The organism is Longibaculum muris, assembly GCF_004343035.1.
GTDB lineage: Bacteria > Bacillota_I > Bacilli_A > Erysipelotrichales > Coprobacillaceae > Longibaculum > Longibaculum muris.
Window position 1 is genome coordinate 26179 of record NZ_SMCQ01000023.1, and the last position, 21247, is coordinate 47425.

25 protein-coding genes are annotated in these 21247 nt (G+C 30.4%); 6 read left to right on the forward strand and 19 right to left on the reverse strand.

Features of this window, described 5'->3' with window-relative positions; all coding sequences use genetic code 11:
• The first annotated feature begins 23 nt into the window (after window positions 1-23).
• Window positions 24-341: a winged helix-turn-helix transcriptional regulator gene (locus EDD60_RS12790; protein WP_066443930.1), complete on the forward strand. Its 318-nt coding sequence runs from the start codon at window positions 24-26 to the stop codon at window positions 339-341.
• A 43-nt stretch (window positions 342-384) separates the two neighbouring features.
• Here the strand turns inward: EDD60_RS12790 and EDD60_RS12795 are convergent, their stop codons facing one another.
• From EDD60_RS12795 to EDD60_RS12820, 6 genes are all read right to left on the reverse strand, one after another.
• Window positions 385-1509, reverse strand: coding sequence for an aldo/keto reductase (locus EDD60_RS12795; protein ID WP_132226484.1), 1125 nt, complete (start codon window positions 1507-1509; stop codon window positions 385-387).
• A gap of 67 nt (window positions 1510-1576) precedes the next feature.
• Complete coding sequence (locus EDD60_RS12800) at window positions 1577-2749, reverse strand: MalY/PatB family protein (protein WP_132226485.1); 1173 nt, start codon at window positions 2747-2749, stop codon at window positions 1577-1579.
• Between the two features lie 12 nt (window positions 2750-2761).
• Entirely contained in the window at window positions 2762-3646 is an 885-nt protein-coding gene (locus EDD60_RS12805) for a DUF3737 family protein (RefSeq protein ID WP_066445729.1), read from the reverse strand.
• 12 nt (window positions 3647-3658) lie between these two features.
• Window positions 3659-4111 carry a cyclophilin-like fold protein gene (locus EDD60_RS12810; RefSeq protein WP_243646683.1) on the reverse strand — a complete coding sequence of 151 codons (453 nt, stop codon included), beginning with the start codon at window positions 4109-4111 and terminating at the stop codon, window positions 3659-3661.
• Window positions 4108-4653, reverse strand: a complete 546-nt coding sequence (locus EDD60_RS12815; protein WP_066445727.1) for a flavodoxin family protein — start codon at window positions 4651-4653, stop codon at window positions 4108-4110. The genes EDD60_RS12810 and EDD60_RS12815 overlap by 4 nt, the downstream gene beginning before the upstream one ends.
• Window positions 4650-4862: a hypothetical protein gene (locus EDD60_RS12820; protein WP_243646684.1), complete on the reverse strand. Its 213-nt coding sequence runs from the start codon at window positions 4860-4862 to the stop codon at window positions 4650-4652. The genes EDD60_RS12815 and EDD60_RS12820 overlap by 4 nt, the downstream gene beginning before the upstream one ends.
• 130 nt (window positions 4863-4992) lie before the next feature.
• Here EDD60_RS12820 and EDD60_RS12825 point away from each other — a divergent pair, with 130 nt between their 5' ends.
• Window positions 4993-5868 carry a LysR family transcriptional regulator gene (locus EDD60_RS12825; protein ID WP_066445722.1) on the forward strand — a complete coding sequence of 292 codons (876 nt, stop codon included), beginning with the start codon at window positions 4993-4995 and terminating at the stop codon, window positions 5866-5868.
• Window positions 5869-5982: 114 nt separating this feature from the next.
• Window positions 5983-6360 (forward strand): MerR family transcriptional regulator, encoded by a 378-nt coding sequence (locus EDD60_RS12830; RefSeq protein ID WP_066445720.1) that lies wholly within the window; start codon window positions 5983-5985, stop codon window positions 6358-6360.
• Here the strand turns inward: EDD60_RS12830 and EDD60_RS12835 are convergent.
• Window positions 6355-6927 carry a GNAT family N-acetyltransferase gene (locus EDD60_RS12835; protein ID WP_066445718.1) on the reverse strand — a complete coding sequence of 191 codons (573 nt, stop codon included), beginning with the start codon at window positions 6925-6927 and terminating at the stop codon, window positions 6355-6357. The genes EDD60_RS12830 and EDD60_RS12835 overlap by 6 nt on opposite strands.
• 87 nt (window positions 6928-7014) lie before the next feature.
• Between EDD60_RS12835 and EDD60_RS12840 the strand changes: the two genes are divergently transcribed.
• Window positions 7015-7350 carry a CGGC domain-containing protein gene (locus EDD60_RS12840; RefSeq protein ID WP_066445716.1) on the forward strand — a complete coding sequence of 112 codons (336 nt, stop codon included), beginning with the start codon at window positions 7015-7017 and terminating at the stop codon, window positions 7348-7350.
• Between the two features lie 18 nt (window positions 7351-7368).
• Here EDD60_RS12840 and EDD60_RS12845 read toward each other — a convergent pair whose 3' ends face one another.
• From EDD60_RS12845 to EDD60_RS12895, 11 genes are all read right to left on the reverse strand, one after another.
• A complete protein-coding gene (locus tag EDD60_RS12845; RefSeq protein WP_066445715.1) occupies window positions 7369-8244 on the reverse strand; it encodes a GGDEF domain-containing protein in 876 nt (291 codons plus the stop codon).
• 121 nt (window positions 8245-8365) lie between these two features.
• Window positions 8366-9211, reverse strand: coding sequence for a GGDEF domain-containing protein (locus EDD60_RS12850; RefSeq protein WP_132226486.1), 846 nt, complete (start codon window positions 9209-9211; stop codon window positions 8366-8368).
• A gap of 414 nt (window positions 9212-9625) precedes the next feature.
• The gene (locus EDD60_RS12855; protein WP_066445710.1) at window positions 9626-10447 is read right to left on the reverse strand and encodes a histidinol-phosphatase HisJ family protein; all 822 of its coding nucleotides are present in this window, start codon (window positions 10445-10447) and stop codon (window positions 9626-9628) included.
• A 14-nt stretch (window positions 10448-10461) separates the two neighbouring features.
• Window positions 10462-11280 carry a Cof-type HAD-IIB family hydrolase gene (locus EDD60_RS12860; protein WP_066445707.1) on the reverse strand — a complete coding sequence of 273 codons (819 nt, stop codon included), beginning with the start codon at window positions 11278-11280 and terminating at the stop codon, window positions 10462-10464.
• Window positions 11281-11332: 52 nt separating this feature from the next.
• Entirely contained in the window at window positions 11333-11992 is a 660-nt protein-coding gene (locus EDD60_RS12865; protein WP_066445704.1) for an HAD family hydrolase, read from the reverse strand.
• A complete protein-coding gene (locus EDD60_RS12870) occupies window positions 11992-12333 on the reverse strand; it encodes a transporter (RefSeq protein WP_066445699.1) in 342 nt (113 codons plus the stop codon). The genes EDD60_RS12865 and EDD60_RS12870 overlap by 1 nt, the downstream gene beginning before the upstream one ends.
• 61 nt (window positions 12334-12394) lie before the next feature.
• A complete protein-coding gene (locus EDD60_RS12875) occupies window positions 12395-12628 on the reverse strand; it encodes a DUF4177 domain-containing protein (RefSeq protein WP_066445696.1) in 234 nt (77 codons plus the stop codon).
• A gap of 177 nt (window positions 12629-12805) precedes the next feature.
• Entirely contained in the window at window positions 12806-14206 is a 1401-nt protein-coding gene (locus tag EDD60_RS12880) for a 6-phospho-beta-glucosidase (RefSeq protein ID WP_132226487.1), read from the reverse strand.
• Between the two features lie 149 nt (window positions 14207-14355).
• Window positions 14356-15234: an ROK family protein gene (locus tag EDD60_RS12885; RefSeq protein WP_066448742.1), complete on the reverse strand. Its 879-nt coding sequence runs from the start codon at window positions 15232-15234 to the stop codon at window positions 14356-14358.
• Between the two features lie 34 nt (window positions 15235-15268).
• Window positions 15269-16171, reverse strand: a complete 903-nt coding sequence (locus EDD60_RS12890; RefSeq protein WP_066448744.1) for a MurR/RpiR family transcriptional regulator — start codon at window positions 16169-16171, stop codon at window positions 15269-15271.
• Between the two features lie 63 nt (window positions 16172-16234).
• Window positions 16235-17458: a MalY/PatB family protein gene (locus EDD60_RS12895; RefSeq protein ID WP_066448745.1), complete on the reverse strand. Its 1224-nt coding sequence runs from the start codon at window positions 17456-17458 to the stop codon at window positions 16235-16237.
• 227 nt (window positions 17459-17685) lie between these two features.
• Here EDD60_RS12895 and EDD60_RS12900 point away from each other — a divergent pair, with 227 nt between their 5' ends.
• A complete protein-coding gene (locus EDD60_RS12900; RefSeq protein ID WP_066448747.1) occupies window positions 17686-18393 on the forward strand; it encodes a helix-turn-helix domain-containing protein in 708 nt (235 codons plus the stop codon).
• 56 nt (window positions 18394-18449) lie between these two features.
• Here EDD60_RS12900 and ptsP read toward each other — a convergent pair whose 3' ends face one another.
• Complete coding sequence (ptsP, locus tag EDD60_RS12905; protein ID WP_396627792.1) at window positions 18450-20156, reverse strand: phosphoenolpyruvate--protein phosphotransferase; 1707 nt, start codon at window positions 20154-20156, stop codon at window positions 18450-18452.
• 180 nt (window positions 20157-20336) lie between these two features.
• Between ptsP and nagB the strand changes: the two genes are divergently transcribed.
• Window positions 20337-21071, forward strand: coding sequence for a glucosamine-6-phosphate deaminase (gene nagB / locus EDD60_RS12910; RefSeq protein WP_066448752.1), 735 nt, complete (start codon window positions 20337-20339; stop codon window positions 21069-21071).
• Window positions 21072-21247 lie beyond the last annotated feature (176 nt).

Here is a 21247-nt window from a genome sequence, read left to right on the forward strand (position 1 = left end):
TTTGATACTAAGGAGGTCGAAAAATGGAAAATCAAATGCCCACCTGTCCAGTTGAAACAACTCTGTTACTGATTAGTAATCGTTGGAAAGTTTTGATTATTCGTGAGCTGCTTACTGGAACAAAGCGTTTTGGTGAGTTAAAAAAATCAATTGGACATATTTCACAAAAGGTTTTAACTTCTAATTTAAGAGATATGGAAGCTAATGGTTTGGTTAAGCGTGATGTTTTTGCTGAAGTCCCTCCCCATGTTGAATATTCTTTAACAGAATTAGGGATGAGTTTAAAGCCAATTTTAGATGCTATGTATGTATGGGGAGAAAACTTTAAAAATAAGCAATAAAAAATGAGAGACATACCTCTCATTTTTAATATTCCTAAAAATTTTATTTTTCAAAGTGTTGAGCAACATCTTGTAAATATTCAATAATTGGTAGATGTTGAGGACAAACTCCAACACATTGACCACAAGCAATACAATCACTGGCTTTCCCAAATGTTTTTGTTAAATTAGCATAGTATTCGCCTTGTGGTGTCCAGCCTTTTTCTTCAACTTCTTGCAAATCAGCATTATATAATGAAAAATATTTAGGGATGGCTATATTCATAGGGCACCCATCAACGCAATATGCACAACCTGTACAAGGTACAGTAATGGTTGAATTGATGATATTGACAGCTTGATGAATCAATTGATATTCTTCATCATTTAATGGTGATAAATCACTCATATAGCTTGTATTGTCTAATAATTGATCCATATGGCTCATTCCACTTAATACCATCATGACATTATCTAAGCTTGCTGCAAAACGAATAGCCCATGAAGGAATTGACATTTCTGGATGATAGTTTTTAAACATGTTTTCAACTTCCTGAGGGACTTTAGCAAGCGTTCCGCCTTTTACTGGTTCCATGACAATAACTGGTTTATGATGTTGACAGGCAACCTCATAACATTTTCTTGATTGAACTCCCACACTATCCCAATCTAAGTAGTTGATTTGTAATTGAACAAATTCAAATTCTGGGTGTTCACTTAAAACTTTATCTAATAATTCAGGTCCATCATGATAAGAAAAACCAATTGTTTTTACAAGTCCTTGTTTCTTTTTATCAATAATCCAATTAAAACAATCTAATTCATTGTAAACCTCAATACTATGTGTATTAATATCATGTAATAAATAATAATCAAAATATTCAACGCCTGTTTTTGATAATTGTTCATTAAAAATACAATCACGATCTTCTTTGGTATGAATAAAGCCAGAATGTAGCTTTGTTGCTAATGTATAACTATCTCTAGGATAACGATCAACTAAAGCTGCCTTTGCCGCATTTTCACTATGAAATCCACAATACATCCAAGCTGTATCAAAATAAGTAAAACCTCTTTCAATAAAAGTATCAACCATTTTCTTTGTTTCTTCAAGATCAATCTTTGATGGATCATTTTCATCTAATGATGGTAAACGCATTAATCCAAAACCTAATTTCTTTTGATTCATTTTTTCACTCTCCTCATATCATTATTATATAACTTAAAGTTAACTCTAAGGCAAGGCTTTTTTTACTCTATTTCATATTTTGTTGATAATCAATCACTCCTTCACGTAAACGCTTAAGTCCATCCATCAATCGCATTTGAGGACAAGCTACATTCATTCTCACAAAAGCTTTGCCATTTTCGCCATATTCATATCCATCAGATAAATATAGTCCTGTTTTTTTCTTAATAGCTTCTACAAGTTCAACACTATCATCTGTTACTTTTGAACAATCAATCCATAACAAGTAAGTTGCTTCACTGTAAACAACATGTAACATAGGTAAGTTTTCTTCAATATACTGACATGCTATTTGTTTGTTATTTTGAATATAAATATTTAATTCATCTAACCATTTCTCACCATAATTAAAGGCACTCATTGCAGCCGTAATTGCAAAGCTATTGGGTTCAGCAACTTCATCTGTATTGATTCCACGATTGACTTTTTGTCTTATTACCTCATTTTCAACAACGATGCAGGCACTTTGTAAGCCCGCTAAGTTAAAGGCTTTCGTTGGGGCAATACATGTAATACTGTTATTTAAATTGGTCTTTGAGACACTCGCGAAAGGAATATATTCCCTACCAGGTGCAATAATATCACAATGTATTTCATCAGAGACAACCAAAACATGATGTCGAGCACATAAATCTCCTATTCTTTTTAATGTTTCCTGACTCCATATTTTTCCAATCGGATTATGTGGGTTACAAAGAATCATCATTGTTGTCTGGGGTAAAGCTAACTTCTTTTCTAAATCTTCAAAATCTATTGTATATTCATGTCCATCATAAATAAGATCACTTGATAAAACATGTCGTCCATTATTTAAAATAGAATTATAAAAAATGTTATAGACTGGTGCTTGAATTAAAATATTCTCACCCACTGTTGTCAACTTTCTTACAATTGATGAAATAGCTGGAACAACCCCTGTACAAAACATCATCCATTCTTTTTCCATTAGAAAATGATGTCTTTTCTTCCACCAATGTTGAATACTTTCAAAAAATTCATCTGGTACAATATTGTAACCAAAAATCTTATGATTCACTCGATTGTGTAAAGCTTCAACAATTTCAGGAGCCGTTTCAAAGTCCATATCTGCAACCCACATTGGAAGAACTTGTGGTGCTACATCCCATTTCATAGAATAACTATCAAAGCGATTTGTAAGTTTTGAAAAATCATAACTCATTTTTATTCCTCCCTAACTACAAACACATTCTCTTGTTTTTTCTTGGGAAACAAAAGCGTCATTCGTAATTATTTGTGTAGCATGAGGATCAATCTTTGTCTCATCCATAATCAATTCTCCAACACTTTGAACCTTAATTGTTCCAGAGATTGGATTCATAATACTATCAACATGCGAAATCACTTCTACATCAATATTTTCACAATATTCAAAAGCTAAAGTTGTATTCATCAACGTACAATTGATCATTTTCAAGTTTTCAATATAACATAATCCTTGTAAACTCTCGATAGTACAATTAATAAAAGTCACATTCTTGCTATTCCAGGCAAGGTATTCACCAATAATCGTTGAATCATAAACTGTCACATTTTCACAATTCCAAAAAGCATCCTTAGATATCAATATAGAATCATGGACTTCAATATTCTTCCCACCATCAAAACAATAGTTTCCTGTTAAATGCAAATGGTCAATCACAAGATTTTCACTATTCATTCCAAAATAATCTCCTCTTGCTTGAACATGTTCAAGTTTAACATTATGACAATTCCATAATGATTCTAAAGCAAGTGGCATGTCAACATTGTGTAAATATATATCACTTGATCTTCTAAATGTTTTAGGAGCTTCAATTGTTGTATCACTGATATCAATGTGATGCGTATACCAAATTCCTGAACGAGCTGTTTCTAAAAGCGTTGAATGCTTTACTTTTACATTTTGACAGTACCATAAAGGATATTTCCATTTGAATATAGTTTGATTGATATCAAGATTTTTGCTTTCTTTTAAATGTGACTCTCCATCGGCAAAGACTGAATTTTCAATTTTTAATCCTTGGCTTTTAAAAAGTGCTCTTTCTCCACTTAAATAGTTTTGTTTTATATGTTCCATCATTTTTCCTCCTTAATCATCAAGCAGAAATTCAACTTCTACCTGACCTTCTCCTAATATATTTTTAATTTCATCATTATTTTCAATATATCCGATTCTTGTATAAGCATAATTTGTTGAAAAATCATCATAGAATAATACCAAACAGTTTGTTTCAAATAACATCAATTCACCTGTATGGATATAATCAATATCTTCGATTTGAGTGGGTAATGATTGATTAAAATAATGATATTTCTCATTCTGATGTAAATCTTTCATTGTCACACTCATAGGTAAATAAGTTTTCAATGCTTGAACTGTTGGATTATCATAAAGATGCACTTCAAAAATATGTTGATTAATACGCATATACATCTTATCACACTCCTTTATACGGGGTGTTTGTTTGATTGCTTGAGATGTCTTTGAACATCCACTTAAGAAAATAAAAGCGGCTAAACAAAGTAAAAGAATTTTTCTCATACAATCTCTTTCCCCATTTGATAAGCTTTTTCTAAAAGTTCTTGATGATTGTTTACTTCACCATACTGATCAACCCCAACACCTTTGATGACCCCTTTTAACTGACATTTTTCAAAACAAGCAATCCATCCTTCTAACCCTTTGATTGCTCCATCGATAGCTGATTCATCTTCATCTGCAGCTGTAGCAAGCAAATATATATCTCTAAATTGATAATCTTTTATAAATAAGGGATTTGTTCGATCAATCAGGGTTTTCATTTGACCACTCATTTCATAAAAATAAATCGGTGTTGAAAACACAATAACATCGGCTTTCTGCATTTTTTCAACAATTACATTTGCATCATCTTGAATCACACATGGCTGTGACTTTTGACAAACAAGACATCCTTTACAAAATGAGATAGTTTGATGAGCTAAAGAAATCATCTCAACATGATGACCAGATGCTTTTGCGCCTTGATAAAAAGATTGTGCCAAAGTATCAGAATTTCCTTTAACTCTTTGGCTTGTTGAAATCACTAAAACATTTTTCTTCATTCTTGATTCTCCTTTTTTAATGTATATATAAAATAATCTAAACAATCAATTTGTTTTTGAATCATATGTAGCTTTTCTAATAAACAACACTTTTGTTTTTTTAATAAAATTAATCTTTCATCTTGATCTTCTTTTTCTAGAAACTGTTGAATCATATCAAGCTGACAGCCAGCATCTGTTAAACAAATTGTTATATCTTGCTTTTTCATTTACTTCTTCATCACTCCTCGCTTCTATTTTATGTCTCTAACTTACAAATATCAAATACCTATATTAAATAATTTGTTATGCTTGAAAAGCATATGAAATTGTATATAATAAAAATAGGAGGTTATGATAATGGAACTAAGAGTTTTACAATATTTTTTAGCGATTGCACGTGAAGAAAATATATCAAAGGCTGCTGAATATTTACATATTACTCAACCCACACTTTCAAGACAAATAAAAGAGTTGGAAGAAGAATTAGGGAAAACTTTATTTATTCGTGGAAATCGTAAGATTATTTTAACAGAAGATGGTATGTTACTTAGAAAAAGAGCTGAGGAAATTACGAATCTTGTAGAAAAGACTGAACTTGAAATGATGGCAAATGAATCAATACTAAAGGGAGATATTTATATTGGTGGTGGTGAAACAGATGCAATGCGTTTTATTGCTCGAACTGTTCAACAAGTTCAATCTATTCATCCACTTATCAAAGTTCATCTTTATAGCGGTAATGCACAAGATGTGATTGAAAAATTAGATAATGGATTGATTGATTTTGGAATTATTCTTGATCCTGCTGATATGTCTAAGTATGATTTCATTAAATTGCCGGCTTATGATACTTGGGGTGTTTTAATGCGTAAAGATAGTCCATTGGCTCAACTTGATGTTATTACACCTGATGATTTGATAAATCAGCCAATCATTTGTTCAAGGCAAGAAATGGTCAATAATGAACTTTCTGGTTGGATGAATGGTGAATTTGAAAAGTTAAATATCATTGCTACTTATAACCTAATTTATAATGCTTCATTAATGGTTGAAGAAGGAATGGGTTATGCTTTATGTTTGGATAAACTAGTTAATACAACGGGTGATAGCTCACTATGTTTTCGTCCCCTATCACCTACTTTAACCGTTGGAATGGCACTTGTCTGGAAAAAATATCAAGTCTTTTCACGAGCTTCACAATATTTTCTAAAGATTTTACGCCAACAATTATAGACAGAAAATAAGAACCGTGTTCAATTTTATCACCTGAAGTTAACTTTAAGTCAATAATGATTGATAAAAAAATCCTCCATGCTATACTTAATGTATAGAAAGGAGGAAGATAAAATGTATTATACTATTGGTGAAGTTGCTAAAATGTTTAACCTAACACCTTCGACAATTCGTTATTATGATAAAGAAGGTTTACTTCCTTTTGTTGAACGTCAATCAGGAATACGTCAGTTTTCTGATGAAGATATCAATATGTTAAAAACGATTGAATGTTTAAAAGAAACAGGTATGCCGATTAAGGATATTAAAATCTTTAGTCAATGGTGTTTAGAGGGCGATGATACATTAGAAAAACGTCAAGAGATGTTTTATCAACGTCGTGAAATTGTTAAACAACAAATGGCTGATTTACAAAATATATTAAATCATATTGAATATAAATGTGATTATTACAAAAAAGCGATTGAAGCTAAGAAAAACAAACCCTTATAATTCTTCAACAAAATGAGGATATTTATTCCAGTATTCAAGATAAACCCAATCCTGTGGTTTCTTGAAATTGGATTGATACATACGAAATGTAACATCTTTATCTTTAGGCATCCATCTTTCAGTATAAGAATACTGATAGGTCATACCTATTTTTTGCATCACTTTACCACTATTGATATTGAAAACATCATGAGTGGCAGTTATAAAAGAAACGCCTTCTTGTTTTAGCATCTCCATAAAGATTGTTGCCGCTTCACTCATTATTCCTTGATGCCAATATTCTTTTCTTAAAGCATAACCAAAATCATGACTCGCACTTTCACTCATCTGGATATAACCAATTGGTAAATTATTTTCTTTTAAACAAATTGCATAGTAATATCCTAAATTTTTTTGATATTTATCTAAATAATGTTCTTTGAGATAATGTTTCGCTTCATCAAGATTTTGAAGGGGAAACATTGGTAAAAAGGTATTAACCTCTTTATCACTAAGTAAATCAAAGAGAGCTTGTTCATCACCCTCTTGAAAATGTCTTAAAATAAGTCTGGTACTTGTTAATATCATATTTCATTTCCTTTCATTAATGATAGTGCATATATTTTGACATTATTTCATAAAAGACTATACTCCATTGTATGAGGAGATGATTTTATGAAATTAGGATTAATTCGTTGTAAAGAGACAGAAAATTTTTGTCCTGGTACGCGAGATTTTCAAACCATCAAAGAAAAAAGTGGTGCTCTTTCTTATGTTAAGGAAGATATAGAAATCATTGGTTTTATTGATTGTGGCGGTTGTCCTGGAAAAGTCGCTATTTTACGAGCAAGAGAACTTGTGAAACGTGGAGCAGATACAATTGCTTTTACTTCTTGTATTGGTAAAGGAACTCCAATTGGTTATCCTTGTCCTTTTGCAAGAAAGATGAAAGAGTTAGTGAAAAAGGATTTAGGTGAGAAAATTCAAATTTTAGACTATACACATGAATAAAAGACTTTTGCAAGTCTTTTATTTTAGATTAATCTTTTTATCATGATACATATTTTGATCAGCTTCATAATACAACTTTTTAATACTTTCATCACTGCCATCAAAATCAGCATCATAGGCCATCCCAAAATTTAAAATAACATGTTTCTTTTCTACATGATCATAAATCAATTCATGACATGATTTTTCTTTAATTTCATCAATAACACGTCTAGCTCCTTCTTCATCACTATGATCAAGAATTATTAAAAACTCATCGCCACCCATTCTTATCACATAATCTTGTTTACGAATGGTTCTTGAAATTAATTGAGCTGTTTCATAAAGAATTGTATCCCCTACAATATGTCCATATTGATCATTGATTTGTTTAAAACCTTTTAAATCAGTCACAATAAAAATAATTTCATGGCGGTCATTATAATATCCATAACAGAATGATTTTTCAGCATAGAAACGACGATTATATACTTGAGTTAAAGCATCTTCATAAAGCTTTTTTTCATACAAAATAATATTTTCAAAATAATCATTATTTTTAAGATGTCCCATTAAAATCTTGTTAGAATTTTTTACAACCATTTCTAAAACACAGCTATAAAGTGAATCATCAGCTAATCTTATTTGTAAAGGAGTAGAAATCACAAAATAAATTTCATCATTTAATAATTCAAATTTTGTTAATCTTTTTTGTTGCTGATAAGCTTGATAACTAATACAGTTTTCACAGCGATCACTTTTGTTCCATACTTCATAACATTTCTTTTGTTTTCTTGTTATACCTTGATCTACTTCAATACGATGACAGTGAATAGGATCCACAAGTCTCACAACATCAAAAAAACAGGAAAGATTTTTTATCATATGATTGATTTCATGATATTGATATTCCATATAGTGACTCCTTCCTTGTTTTATTAACATATATTTCTTTTTCATCTCAAGTATAACGCAAATAATGTAGAATTACTACATATACCATCAATTCACAAAAAAATCAGAGTTTCTTCTGATTTTAATTCAATGTTTTGTATCTTACAACATTCTTTGATTTTTTAGCATCATAAAGCATTTTATCTGCTTCATTGATAAAATCAATATCTTCGTTAATAGAATAAATTCCGCCAATACTTAAAGAAAGACGAAGTTGAGGATATTCATCCATAACAATTTCATGAACCGCTTTTCTAATAGATTCTAATCGACATCCAAAAACATCCACAGCAACATCAGAAAAAACAATTAAAAACTCATCTCCCCCATAACGTATCAAAGCATCTGTATTTCGCATGTTTTTTTGAATTGTATTCACAATTGTTTTTAATGCTTTATCACCCGCTTTATGACCATAGGTGTCGTTAATCATTTTAAAATTATCAACATCCATCATAGCCACTGCATGTTCGTTTTTTAACCCTAACAACTGATCTTCAAAATAACGACGATTATACGCACCCGTTAAAGAATCAACATATAATTTACGATTATATGTCGAAATTGTATCAACAAATTGTTCTTGTCCATAGGCACTAAATAATGTTTCATCACTTAATTTAGATACCATTTCTAACATATATGGTGTCCCATCAATCTCCACATATTTAGAAATAACATGATAAACATCATGATTAATAAACTCAAACTTTGTCATCTGTGTCTTTTTTGAAAAAGCTTTTGCTGAAATACAGTTTTCACAACGTTCGTTTTTATTCCAAACAGAAAAACAACGAAATGGTTCTTCAATAAGCTCACCATTTTTATCTAATGAATATTGTGTCGTAATTGTCACATCAACCAAGCGAACAATATCAAATATTTTCTTCAGTTCCCGAACTAAGATATTGATTTCTTGTTTTGTCATTTCCCACATCCCCTTAAATTGCTATAGCTGTTTTTATTATACATGATTTTGTAAAATTAATCTTTGTTTTTTATAAAATGAAAATATATTTCATAAAACACTTTAATATTTTTTAAAATCTGCTTTTTCAATCAATAATGAGAGATTGATAGCGTATCTAAACAATAAAACATATTGTTATTGGGTATTCATATTGACTGTTTGATAATCTTGAAATTACAAAAGAATGTTCTTAAACTATCAGCCAAGAGTCCCTTATAACAATCAAAACACAAATCATGGAATAAGACAATTTGAATATTGGGATAATGTGAAGCATCAATCTTGATATTTCTTTTCCTAATTCATCACTTAAACAAATATTTTCAATGATTTGTTATGATAAAGATAAATGATTTTTCTATAATGACTAACTTATAGAGGATGAAAAATAGGTTTCATTTTTTTAAAGGTACAAAAAGATTCAAAACCTATTGCTTTTAATTCCTTCTTTAAAGCTTCTATATGTGCCCCTAAATCTTCTTTTTTATGTGAATCACTACCAATTGTTAAAATTCTTCCACCCAAATCATAATAAAGTTTTAAGATATCAGTTGATGGCATAAGATCATCTAAACCATAACGTCGTGATGATGTATTCAATTCAATACCTTTATGATCTGCAATCACTGTTTGTAATATCTTTGTTATGATATCTTTATGTTGTTCAAAAGCTGGATAACCATCATGATCATCATAACGCTTTAACATATCCATATGTCCGATAACACTATAATCATGATAGTTTTTTACAAGATCATACATTTCTTGATAATAAGCTTGATAGTATTCATATTCACTATGTCCTTTTTGAAATTCATAAGTCCAAAATTCTTGATTGTTGACTTGATGAACAGATAAAATCACAAAATCCATAGGATATCTATTATATAGTTTTTGAAAATCTTGAATTGTTGTACTTTGTATTCCAAATTCAAGTCCTTTTTTAATGATAATCTTATCTTGATATTTTTCTTGTAATCTTTCTATCTCCTGGAAGTATCTTGGATAATCTACATTAAGAATTGTTTTTTCATTACAGGTTGGATCATCCCAATCTTTTTTTATTCCATAATCTACATGGTCTGTAAAACATATTTCCTGCATTTTTAATGCTATTGCATCTTGAATAATCTTTTCCATCTCATAGTTAGAATCATCACTAAAAATACTATGAACATGATAATCACAAAACATCAAATTCCCCCTTTTCATTTATTATTTGTATAATGCAGTAATAACCACTTGGCTACTGCATCTTCATCGTTACTATCAATCACTCCAGTAGCAAGTTGTTTCAGTTGAGGATGAGCATTTCTAACTGCATAGCTCTCATCGGCTTTTTCAAACATATCAATATCATTTAGTCCGTCACCAAAAACAACGACTTTATCGCAATGAAGATAATTTTTTAATTGCATGATTGCATTTGATTTAGACGCTTCTTTAGGCATAATTTCTAACCATTGTTCATTTGTATAAATATCTTTTTGAAAGATACAACGGTATTGATCTTGATATTTTTCATAAAAAGGTAAAAGTTTTTCTTCTTCATCAATACATGTAATATAAAAAATATGTTTTTGATAAAATTCCTTTTCATGATTAATTGGACAATCTCTAGAATCACCTTTGCGTGTATTAAGAAATGCTTTCATTGCCTCAGTTGATTTATCTTTGATATAAGAAAACTTTTCTTCTTGTTGAACTGTATAATAGACAATAGGATAAATATGATGTGCTAATAAATCATCTAAAACCTGGAAAATATCATCAGAAAAATCATAGGACAACAAAATTTCACCTGTCACATTATCTTTGACAAAGGCTCCATTATAAACAATCAATGGAATCTTAGCATGAAATCCTTTTGTCACTTTATGTGCTGTATTATAAGAACGTGCTGTTGCATAAGAAAATAGCATCCCTTCTTCAACAAGTTGATTTATAGTTTGACTCGTATATTCAGATAATGTTTCATTACTTCGTAAAAGCGTTCCATCCAAGTCAGAGACATAGAGTGTTTTCATATTTCATTTATTTCCTTTCTTTTTTTAATCATATATCATTAATAACAAGTTTTTATTCGTCCTCAAAAAGAATTTTTTTCAGTTCATTTACATTCTTACAATAATAAAGACATGCTTCTTGCATATAGTGACGAATGGGCTCTATTTCATGGGCCCATCCTGCTCCAATAAAATCAACTCCAACCAATTCAGCCATAATTTTTCCAGGTTTCAAATCATCAATCATAACCATATCTCGTGATGAAAGCTGGAATTCTTCTTTGATTTTTTCTAGTGGCCAAGGTGATGGTTTGCGATGTTGGGCTGGCTGTTCCCAACCAAAAACAAGATCAGGCATAGGCAAATGGTTGGATTTGTAATCTCTGATAATATTTTCTTTCATGGAATGTGAAACAACACAAATATAACCTCCTGCATTTTTGAAATCCCATAAGATTTCCTTTATGCCCTCATAAACTAGAGGAATATTTTGATCAACAGAGGTCAACCAATTTTGAGTTTGAAATTCCATTTCTTCCTGTGTTAAATGTAAAACATCATGACAGAATGCACTGAATCCTGGTTCAAAATTATAATAAAAATATTCTTCTAAAGTTAAAGTCAAGTGTGGTCTCAATATTTTTAAGGACTCTATAAAGGCTGGATAATGAATTGTAGCTGTACTATTGACAATGGTATCATCATGATCTAAAACTAAACATTTATATTTCATCACGACTTATCTCTTTTCGTAAATTCAACAAAAGCAAATAGAATAGAAATAACACTTAATACTGCTACAATTAATTCAGCCATATTACTAGCATAATCAGATTGTGTTGGGAAAATAATAGCCAATACTAAAAAATAACAACACCAAATAAACCCTAATCCTAACAATAAAAAAGTAAATACTTTTAAAAACTTTGAAAATTGCAAAAATAATTTTTTTATATTTTCTACTTGTTGTGGGGTATATGATGCCTTGGTCAAAAACCACTTCACTGTTCCTAAGAGTGCTCCTATTGTTAATCCAATAGATAATCCTTTACATATGTTAAATAAAATTTTCATTGTTTAAGCTCCTTATTAACATCATTGTATCATAGAGAAATCTTTATACCAATGAAAATCATCAGCCTTCATTATTTCTTAGATGTTTGTATATTTCTTTTTCAAAAATAAGATCCATTTCTTCAATATGCCCTGTTCCCCTTTGTTTAACTGGAATATACCCTACATAGCGCCACCCACTAGCAGCACAACTATCAATAATTTGACGGTATTCTCCAATTCCATAGCTTGTGCCATTAATCAGACCATAACCTTGACTTTGAACAGTGATTCTTACATATTTGTATTGATACATTCTATTTCCTCCTATGAGATATTTTTTATTGATTCATATTAATGATACACATAAATTTTATTTATTGTCAATTTATAAATATGGTTTTATTTAAATGTTTTATGACGCATTATGCTTTAAATTTTCTTATTTATAATAAAAATAAGGATCAGATTGACCCTTATTGTTGTATATGATTTATAAACCTTTTTCAGTTAATTCTCTTGCTACATCATCCTTGATTGTAACACCTTCTGCTTCTAGTTCTGCAATCTTTTTAGCAAATTGTGGTAAGTATTTCTTATGTGCTATTAACAACTCATCTAATACACGTTTTGCATTTGTTCCAGCAGGAATTTGTGGATTTAAGATAAATGCTTGTAATGCCATTCCATAATCTCCTGTAACTGCTGCTTCTTCTACACAGTGTTCCATGTTCTTCATGCATTGTAACCATCCTTTTTCTGCTGGTTGCAATTCTCCAAAGGCTATGGCTTTTGCCCCTGTTGCTCCAATGTATGCTGAAACTTCTACGGCACAGTCTGCTGGTAAGTCTGGGACTGCTCCATTATTCTTTGTTGTAACGACGATGTGTCTATTGGCATTTGAATAGATTGATGCGATGGTTTCACATGCTGCATCTGAGTAATGTGCTCCTCCACGTTTTGCCAATTGTTCTGGTTTATGATCTAGGTTTGGATCTTTATATAATTCAAACAATTCTGCTTCTGTTTGTTTTACTTGTTGTCCACGTGTTCCTTTTTCTGGATCATTGAATTCTTCCAATCCATGTGCCAACATTTCTTGTTGACGATAGTAGTATCTATGATATCCACATGGAATCATCTTCATTGTATCTAATTGTTCTTTAAAGAATGGGACATCAGCGATATTAGCTGGTAATCCTCCATCTTTTCCTTCATACATTGCATCAATGATATCTTGAGTCACTTCATTTCCATGTTCATCATAGACTTTATGCCAGTGGAAATGGTTTAATCCAGCAAACTTATAAGTTAATTGATCTAATGTCTTTCCAATTGTTTCTGGTTCTTTCATCATGGCACTTACAGGTACATTACATAATCCAATCACTTTTTCCCACTTACCATATTTCATGACTGCTTCGGTTACCATTCCACTTGGATTTGTGAAGTTGATTAACCATGCATTTGGACATAATTCTTTCATATCTTCTACGATACTTAAGATTACTGGGATTGTTCTGAATGCCTTGAAGATTCCTCCAGCACCATTTGTTTCTTGTCCTAGCATTCCATAAGAGAATGGGATTCTTTCATCTTTGATACGAGCATTTAATAGCCCAACTCTGAATTGAGTTGTAACGAAGTCTGCATCTTTTAATGCTTCTCTACGATCTAAAGTTAAGTGAACTTTAACATCATATGGAGATGCATCCCACATACGTTGAGCCATTGCCCCAACGATTTCCATTTTTTCTTTTCCGTCCTCAATATCTACTAACCAGATTTCTCTGATTGGAAGTTCATCATATCTTTTGATAAATCCTTCCATTAATTCTGGAGTATAACTACTTCCTCCACCAATTGTTACAATTTTTACAGGTTTCTTTTCCATATTTATTCTCTCCTTCTTTCGATGATACCATCATATACTTTTTATGATAGAAAACAAGTGAATATAAATGTTTTTGAACACTGTTTCTTAATTTTAAAAAATACGAAATGGATTTTAAAAACAATGTTCTTTTTATCTTAAAAAAACCTTTACTTTTGTGATAAAGCAAACAAAATGGCGCCTAAAAGATTTGCTTCATTATGATATTGACATTGTTTAATTTCAGTCGTTAAAACATGTTGAAAACGTTTTGGCAAGAGTTCATTATATTTATCTTGAACTACTTGAATAAACCATTCTTCTTCAGAAATTCCACCACCAATACAAATGACTTCTGGATTATAACAAAGAGTCAAAACATTTAAAACAAAACAAATATGTGTTACCCATTTATCCATAGCTTTGATTGCGATGGCATCATGGTTAAGATACTTTTCACAAATAGTCTTTCCATATTTTTCTGGGTATAATGAAAGCTGATTATAAATATCGATAAGTGCACTCATTGATGCAAAGTGTGATGCACTTATGATCTTTCCATCGACAACATCAAATGGTAAACAAGATAATTCTCCTGCTATTGAATCATGACCATCAATAACTCCAAATTCATCACATAAGCAACCCCCAATCCCAGTTCCAATAATCATAAATGCTGATGATTTTGTTCCCTGAGCACTGCCTAATTTCAATTCGCAAAGACCAGCCGCTTTTGCATCATTTATCGCATAGGTTGTTATTTTTAATCTTTTCATTATTTCTTGATTAATATATGTTTGATACATAATCTTTGTTCGTGGTGAAGTTTCTGTTAGTACTTGTGACAAGTGGCTAATAACCCCTGGTGCACTTACACCAATCAGAGATAATTCATAACAATCAATATCTTGACATACATAGTCATAAAATTCATCACTTGTTAGAAAATATTTTGTTTCTTTTTTCCATTTTTTTATAATTTCAAATTGTTGATTAACCAATGCATATTTGATAAATGTTCCACCAATATCTATTCCTAAATAATTCATAAATACCTCCTTATATCATTGCATCCAGTATGATTCATTCATCGTCTTTTAAAATAGGATTATGAGATATTCTCCCTGATAGTTGTTCTCTTTTTTCATATATTCGAGAATATTTAATCTTATTTTCAAGATTCTTTTCATAATGCATATTAAAAACATTTGCATATAAAACATCAAACAAATACATAACACATAGATTAAAGCTAAATGAACCTAGATTTTTTGTCATCTTTTCTCTTGTTGAAACATAGAGACAATCTTGGACCATATGAGATAATGTATTATTACCATAGGAAGTTATACAAAAACATGGAATATGTCTAGCTTTAACATTTTGCGCAATTCTTATACAGCGACTTGTTTCTCCTGAATATGATACAAATAAAAAACAAGAATTTTTTATATCACAATAGCAGCTTGTATAATAAAGGTCATCTTCACTCGTAAAAATAAAGACATGTTTGCCAATCTTTAACATCTTATCTTTAAAAGTATCACTTAATGATCTTTGGGCTCCTGATGAACATATATAAATATATTGAGCTTGTAATAATATATTGACACATTTTTGTAAAGAATCATGTTCAATAAGAGACATACAATCTTTAAGTGTTTCTTCATATAAGACTTCTATTTTTTGAGCTATCACTGTATTTTTATCGTTACGTTCAAATGGATAATTTGGATCAATATGCTGAAAATGCGAAGAAAGATAGTTTAATTCTTCTAGGTATTGTTTTTTAAAGTCATTAAATCCACTAAATCCAAGCTGTTGACAAAAATGAACAATTGTTGATGGAGCAACATAGATTTCTTTTGCAATGAAACGAACACTATCTTTTACAATGTTTTCTTGTCTTTGTAAAATATAGTTTGCGATTAAACATTCCGTTTGTGAAAATTGTGCTTTGTCTTGAAGTATGTCTTTCAAAAACATATTATCATCCCTTTACATTATACTTATTATTTATTATAACGTATTTAAAATGATGATTGTATATTATTTTGTTTCCCCTAAATATTTTTCGTTATGTTTTGTCAAAACAGCCTCACAAATTCTTTTTAGTCCTTCTAATAATATAGATTTAGGACAAGCTAAATTTAAGCGAATAAAACAATCTGAATTTTGAACAAACATATTTCCACCTTCTAATAATACTCCGGCACGATAAGCAAAAAATAAAGGTAAATTTTCGTCTGGTTCAAAATAGTTACTCAAATCAACCCATGCCAAATATGTTGCCTCAGAAATACGGAATTTAGCTTGAGGAAGATTCTCTTTAAGATAATCTTGAGTGAGCTTAAAGTTATTATCTAAATAAACCTGTAATTCCTTTAACCATTCTTCTCCCTTCGCATAAGCACTTTGTGCAGCTGCAATACTTAAAGGATTATCAAAGTTATAATGACGACTTAACCAAATATTTCTTAATTTTTCATCTCTAATGATAACATTTGAAATCATAAGTCCAGCTAAATTAAATGTTTTTGTAGGTGCCATACATGTGATTAGCTTTTGATATGTAGGCATCACTTTCCCTAATGGAATATGTTTTTGACAAGTACGGATTAAATCACAATGGATTTCATCAGAAATAACCCACAATTCATTTTCTTCAATAATCTTGGCTATTTTCATTAATTCTTCTTCTCTCCATACCCTTCCAGTTGGATTATGTGGATTACATAAAATAAATAATTTTGTTTGAGGATCACTTGCCTTTTTAGCAAAATCTTCATAATCAATTGTATAATAACCATCTTGATTGATTAAATCACTGCACACACTTTCACGTTCATTGAAATCTGCAGCATATTTGAAATATGCATAGGAAGGTGTTAAAAACAAAACTTTCTCATCCTTTTTGCATATATAATTGACAAGTTCATAAAGTGCGGGAATAATTCCGTTTGACATAACGAGTTCCTTTTTTTCAAAACTCCAATCATAGCGTTTTTGACACCATGATACAAAGGCATCATAATAATCATTTGAAAAGACTCTAGTATATCCAAAGATACGGTTTTTTAAACGTTCTTCGATTCCTTCTATAACCACATCTGGTGTTGCAAATTCCATATCTGCGACCCACATTCTAATGAATTCTTCATCTTTATAGGGAAATTTCATACTTTCATCAGCATGGAATATATAATCACGAAAACCATCAGTATTCATTGCATTGGTATGCTTTCTATCAATAATTTCATCAAAGTTGTACATTTTTATTTCCTCCTTATTTCATGCAGCTGCTTTTGTATACAAGTCTATTTTATCAAGACATATTTATCTCGTCAAAAAGCTATATGTTTCATATGAATAGATTTTTTTGAAATAAGTTGATTGAGGATAGATATTTTAAGTTATCTATGGTAAAATTCTGATAAAGAAAAAAATATTTATTTTTTTCATTTATTTGTCTATTTTTAAGAAACTTGAGGTGAATATTAATGAGTCAAATAAATCAAGAGATTGGTAAAAAAATTCGTATCTTTAGAAAAATGAGAAATTTAACGTTGGATGAACTTGCTTTAAAAATTTATAAAAGTAAATCGACAATTTCTAAATATGAAAAAGGTGAAATTGCAATAGATATTGAAACCCTATATGATATTGCAGATGCTTTGATGGTTAATGTTGAACAATTACTCTATGTTGAAAATAATATACCTTTATCTTCTCAATCGTTTCAAATTCCATCTTTTTTTGATGGTATATCTCAGTTCTATTCTTATCTTTATGATGGAAGAAGTCAGCAATTAATAAGATGTGTATTTGATGTTCTATTTGAAGCAAAGACAAATCAATTTAAAGTAATGATGTATATGAATTTTAAAGATTTTAACAGTTATCAAAATTGTGAAAATACTTATTGGGGATATATGGAACACTTTGATGCTTTAACAAATATTATTTTAACCAATCAAGATTCTCCAATGGAGAAAGCAAGTGTTCAAATCTTAGCTTCTTATTTAGATAATGATACAAAATATGGTTTATTTAATGGTTTCTCATCACGACCAATGATGCCGGTTGCTGCCAAAATGTTATTTTCAAAAAAGAAATTAAAAGAAGATCAAAATCTTATTCAATTACTCAAGATTTCTAAAGAAGATATACGTCTTTTAAAATTATATAATATGATGTCTGTTATATAATTAATGATATAAAAAATCAACTACCCTAAAAGATAGTTGATTTTTTTAATTATATGTTATTTTGTTGCTTCTTCAACTAATGCAACAACTTCTTCCATTGTTCCACAGTTAATAGCTTTGTTAGCTAATTCAGCCATTTCAGCTTGAGATAATCCTCTAATTAATTTTCTTTGAGCTAAAATTGATGTAGCAGACATTGAGAATTCATCAAGTCCTAATCCTAATAATAATGGAGCAGCTAATGGTTCACCAGCCATTTCTCCACACATACCAGCCCATTTACCTTCTTTATGAGCAGAATCAATAACATGTTTAACTAAACGTAAAATTGATGGATTAAATGGTTGATATAAGTAAGATACACCTGATGACATTCTGTCAGCAGCAAATGTATATTGAATTAAGTCATTTGTTCCAATTGAGAAGAAATCAACTTCCTTAGCAAATTGATCAGCTAATACAGCAGCTGCAGGAATTTCAATCATGATACCAACTTGAATAGTATCTGAAACTTCTACACCTTCAGCAATCAATTTTTCTTTTTCTTCCATTAAGATTCCTTTAGCTTTTCTAAATTCACCTAAAGCAGCAATCATAGGGAACATAATTCTTAAATCACCATGCACTGAAGCTCTAAGTAACGCTCTTAATTGAGTTCTAAAGATATCTTCTCTTTGGAAGCATAAACGAATTGCACGAACACCTAAGAATGGATTCATTTCTTTTGGTAAATCAATAGCTTCGATTTCTTTATCTCCACCGATATCTAAAGTTCTTACAACAACTGGTTTACCAGCCATACCTTCTAAGATTTCTTTATAAACTTCGTATTGTTTATCTTCACTTGGTAATTCAGCAGATTCCATATATAAGAATTCAGTTCTGAATAATCCAACACCTTCTCCACCATTTTCCTTAACTCCTTCAAGGTCTTTTGGTGAACCAATGTTAGCAACTAATTCTACATGATGTCCATCAGTAGATACAGTTTTTTCATTAACTAATTTCTTTAATTCTTCACGATATGCTTTATATTCATCACGTTTTGTTGCATATTCTTTAATAGTTTCTTCATCAGGATTAATCATGACAACTCCTTCAATACCATCAAGAGCAATCATATCTCCATCTTTCACTTCTTCTGTAATTGTTTTACAAGCAACAACAGCAGGGATTTCTAAACTTCTTGCCATAATTGCTGAGTGAGATGTTCTACCACCAATGTTAGTTGCAAAACCTCTTACTAAATTTTTATTTAATTGAGCTGTATCAGATGGTGTTAAATCATCAGCAATAATAACAACTTCTTCATCAATTAAAGCAGGATTAGGTAATGGTTTTCCTAATAAGTTAGCTAATAAACGACGAGAAACGTCTTTAATATCAGCTGCTCTTTCTCTAAAATATTCATCACCCATAGATTCGAACATAGAAATAAACATAGCAGCAACTTCATCTAATGCAGCTGCAGCGTTACATTTTTCATTTCTAATTTTATCTTCTACTTGAGTTTTTAATTCAGGGTCAGATAATACTAATGCATGTGCATCAAAAACTGCTGCTTCTTCTGCAGATAAGTTCTTAGAAGCTGCTTCTTTAATAACTTCTAATTCCTTTGCAGTGTGATCCATTGCATCTTCATATGCTTTAATTTCTTTTTCTACGTCCTCAACAGTTACCTTTTCAACTGTTAAATCTGGCATAACTAATTTGTATGCTTTTGCAATAGCGATACCATTAGATGCCGCAATACCTTTTATCATTGTCATTTTGACCTACCTCCATATAGTCCTATTTTACCTTATTTTGAGCATAAAATAAAGAATAATTGTTGTTATTTAGTAAAATTTCATTAATTTAAAATTTTCAAAATATGAAAAAATAACCTTTTCATTTCGACCCCCTTGGTATATAATGATTATATAGATATAGGAGGGACACAAATGAAAGTCATTATTGTCAAAGATTATGAAGAAGCAAGTCAAAAAGCTTGTGAAATTATGTTGGACGTTGTAAAAAACAATCCAAAAGCAAATTTAGGTTTAGCAACAGGATCTACACCTATTAGAATGTATGAATTAATGAGAGAAGATCATAAGAAAAACGGGACTTCTTATAAAGACATTAAATCATTCAACTTAGATGAATATTTTGGTCTTGATCAATCTCATCCTCAAAGTTATCACTATTTTATGTGCCATAACTTATTTGATGAACTTGATATTGATATGAATAATGTTCATGTTCCAAAAGGAAAAGGTAACATTGATGAAGAATGTGATGCTTATAACAAATTATTGGAAGAAAATCCTATTGATATTCAATTATTAGGAATTGGTTCTAATGGACATATTGGTTTTAATGAACCAGGAACACCATTTGATTCAGTAACTCATAAAGTTGAATTAAAACAATCAACTATTGAAGACAATGCTCGTTTATTCTTCAATGGAAAAATCGAAGATGTACCTACTCAAGCAGTAAGTATGGGAATTGCTAATATTATGAAAGCTAAAAAAGTTTTACTAATTGCTTGTGGTGAAGGTAAAGCTAAAGCTATTTATGGTACTGTTGAAGGTCCTAAGACTGTAGATATCCCAGCTAGTGCTTTACAAGATCATCCTGATTGTACAATCATTGCTGATGAAGCAGCAGCTAAACTATTAACTAAAAAATAAGATAACAAAACACAGTGTTTATAAGAGCATTGTGTTTTTTTGTACCTAAATTCAGAAAATAAACTTCAAATATAAATATAAACAAAAAAAGAGAGATATCGGATGATATCCCTCAGGAGAACTGGCAGCTTGCTATTGTCGCAATCGCTCACTATCTTCGCCGTTATGATGCTTAA

Excerpts from the sequence above, each read along its gene's own strand:
- EDD60_RS12890 (WP_066448744.1), bottom strand. The coding sequence starts at position 16,171 with ATGTTTTTGAAAGACATACTTCAAGACAAAGCACAATTTTCACAAACG.
- EDD60_RS12850 (WP_132226486.1), bottom strand. The coding sequence starts at position 9,211 with ATGACAAAACAAGAAATCAATATCTTAGTTCGGGAACTGAAGAAAATA.
- EDD60_RS12805 (WP_066445729.1), bottom strand. The coding sequence starts at position 3,646 with ATGGAACATATAAAACAAAACTATTTAAGTGGAGAAAGAGCACTTTTT.
- EDD60_RS12790 (WP_066443930.1), top strand. The coding sequence starts at position 24 with ATGGAAAATCAAATGCCCACCTGTCCAGTTGAAACAACTCTGTTACTG.
- EDD60_RS12800 (WP_132226485.1), bottom strand. The coding sequence starts at position 2,749 with ATGAGTTATGATTTTTCAAAACTTACAAATCGCTTTGATAGTTATTCT.
- EDD60_RS12855 (WP_066445710.1), bottom strand. The coding sequence starts at position 10,447 with ATGTTTTGTGATTATCATGTTCATAGTATTTTTAGTGATGATTCTAAC.
- EDD60_RS12895 (WP_066448745.1), bottom strand. The coding sequence starts at position 17,458 with ATGTACAACTTTGATGAAATTATTGATAGAAAGCATACCAATGCAATG.
- EDD60_RS12845 (WP_066445715.1), bottom strand. The coding sequence starts at position 8,244 with ATGGAATATCAATATCATGAAATCAATCATATGATAAAAAATCTTTCC.
- EDD60_RS12870 (WP_066445699.1), bottom strand. The coding sequence starts at position 12,333 with ATGAAAATTTTATTTAACATATGTAAAGGATTATCTATTGGATTAACA.
- EDD60_RS12830 (WP_066445720.1), top strand. The coding sequence starts at position 5,983 with ATGTATTATACTATTGGTGAAGTTGCTAAAATGTTTAACCTAACACCT.
- EDD60_RS12865 (WP_066445704.1), bottom strand. The coding sequence starts at position 11,992 with ATGAAATATAAATGTTTAGTTTTAGATCATGATGATACCATTGTCAAT.
- EDD60_RS12885 (WP_066448742.1), bottom strand. The coding sequence starts at position 15,234 with ATGAATTATTTAGGAATAGATATTGGTGGAACATTTATCAAATATGCA.
- EDD60_RS12820 (WP_243646684.1), bottom strand. The coding sequence starts at position 4,862 with ATGAAAAAGCAAGATATAACAATTTGTTTAACAGATGCTGGCTGTCAG.
- EDD60_RS12900 (WP_066448747.1), top strand. The coding sequence starts at position 17,686 with ATGAGTCAAATAAATCAAGAGATTGGTAAAAAAATTCGTATCTTTAGA.
- nagB (WP_066448752.1), top strand. The coding sequence starts at position 20,337 with ATGAAAGTCATTATTGTCAAAGATTATGAAGAAGCAAGTCAAAAAGCT.
- EDD60_RS12880 (WP_132226487.1), bottom strand. The coding sequence starts at position 14,206 with ATGGAAAAGAAACCTGTAAAAATTGTAACAATTGGTGGAGGAAGTAGT.
- EDD60_RS12825 (WP_066445722.1), top strand. The coding sequence starts at position 4,993 with ATGGAACTAAGAGTTTTACAATATTTTTTAGCGATTGCACGTGAAGAA.
- EDD60_RS12835 (WP_066445718.1), bottom strand. The coding sequence starts at position 6,927 with ATGATATTAACAAGTACCAGACTTATTTTAAGACATTTTCAAGAGGGT.
- EDD60_RS12815 (WP_066445727.1), bottom strand. The coding sequence starts at position 4,653 with ATGAAGAAAAATGTTTTAGTGATTTCAACAAGCCAAAGAGTTAAAGGA.
- EDD60_RS12875 (WP_066445696.1), bottom strand. The coding sequence starts at position 12,628 with ATGTATCAATACAAATATGTAAGAATCACTGTTCAAAGTCAAGGTTAT.
- ptsP (WP_396627792.1), bottom strand. The coding sequence starts at position 20,156 with ATGATAAAAGGTATTGCGGCATCTAATGGTATCGCTATTGCAAAAGCA.
- EDD60_RS12840 (WP_066445716.1), top strand. The coding sequence starts at position 7,015 with ATGAAATTAGGATTAATTCGTTGTAAAGAGACAGAAAATTTTTGTCCT.
- EDD60_RS12810 (WP_243646683.1), bottom strand. The coding sequence starts at position 4,111 with ATGAGAAAAATTCTTTTACTTTGTTTAGCCGCTTTTATTTTCTTAAGT.
- EDD60_RS12795 (WP_132226484.1), bottom strand. The coding sequence starts at position 1,509 with ATGAATCAAAAGAAATTAGGTTTTGGATTAATGCGTTTACCATCATTA.
- EDD60_RS12860 (WP_066445707.1), bottom strand. The coding sequence starts at position 11,280 with ATGAAAACACTCTATGTCTCTGACTTGGATGGAACGCTTTTACGAAGT.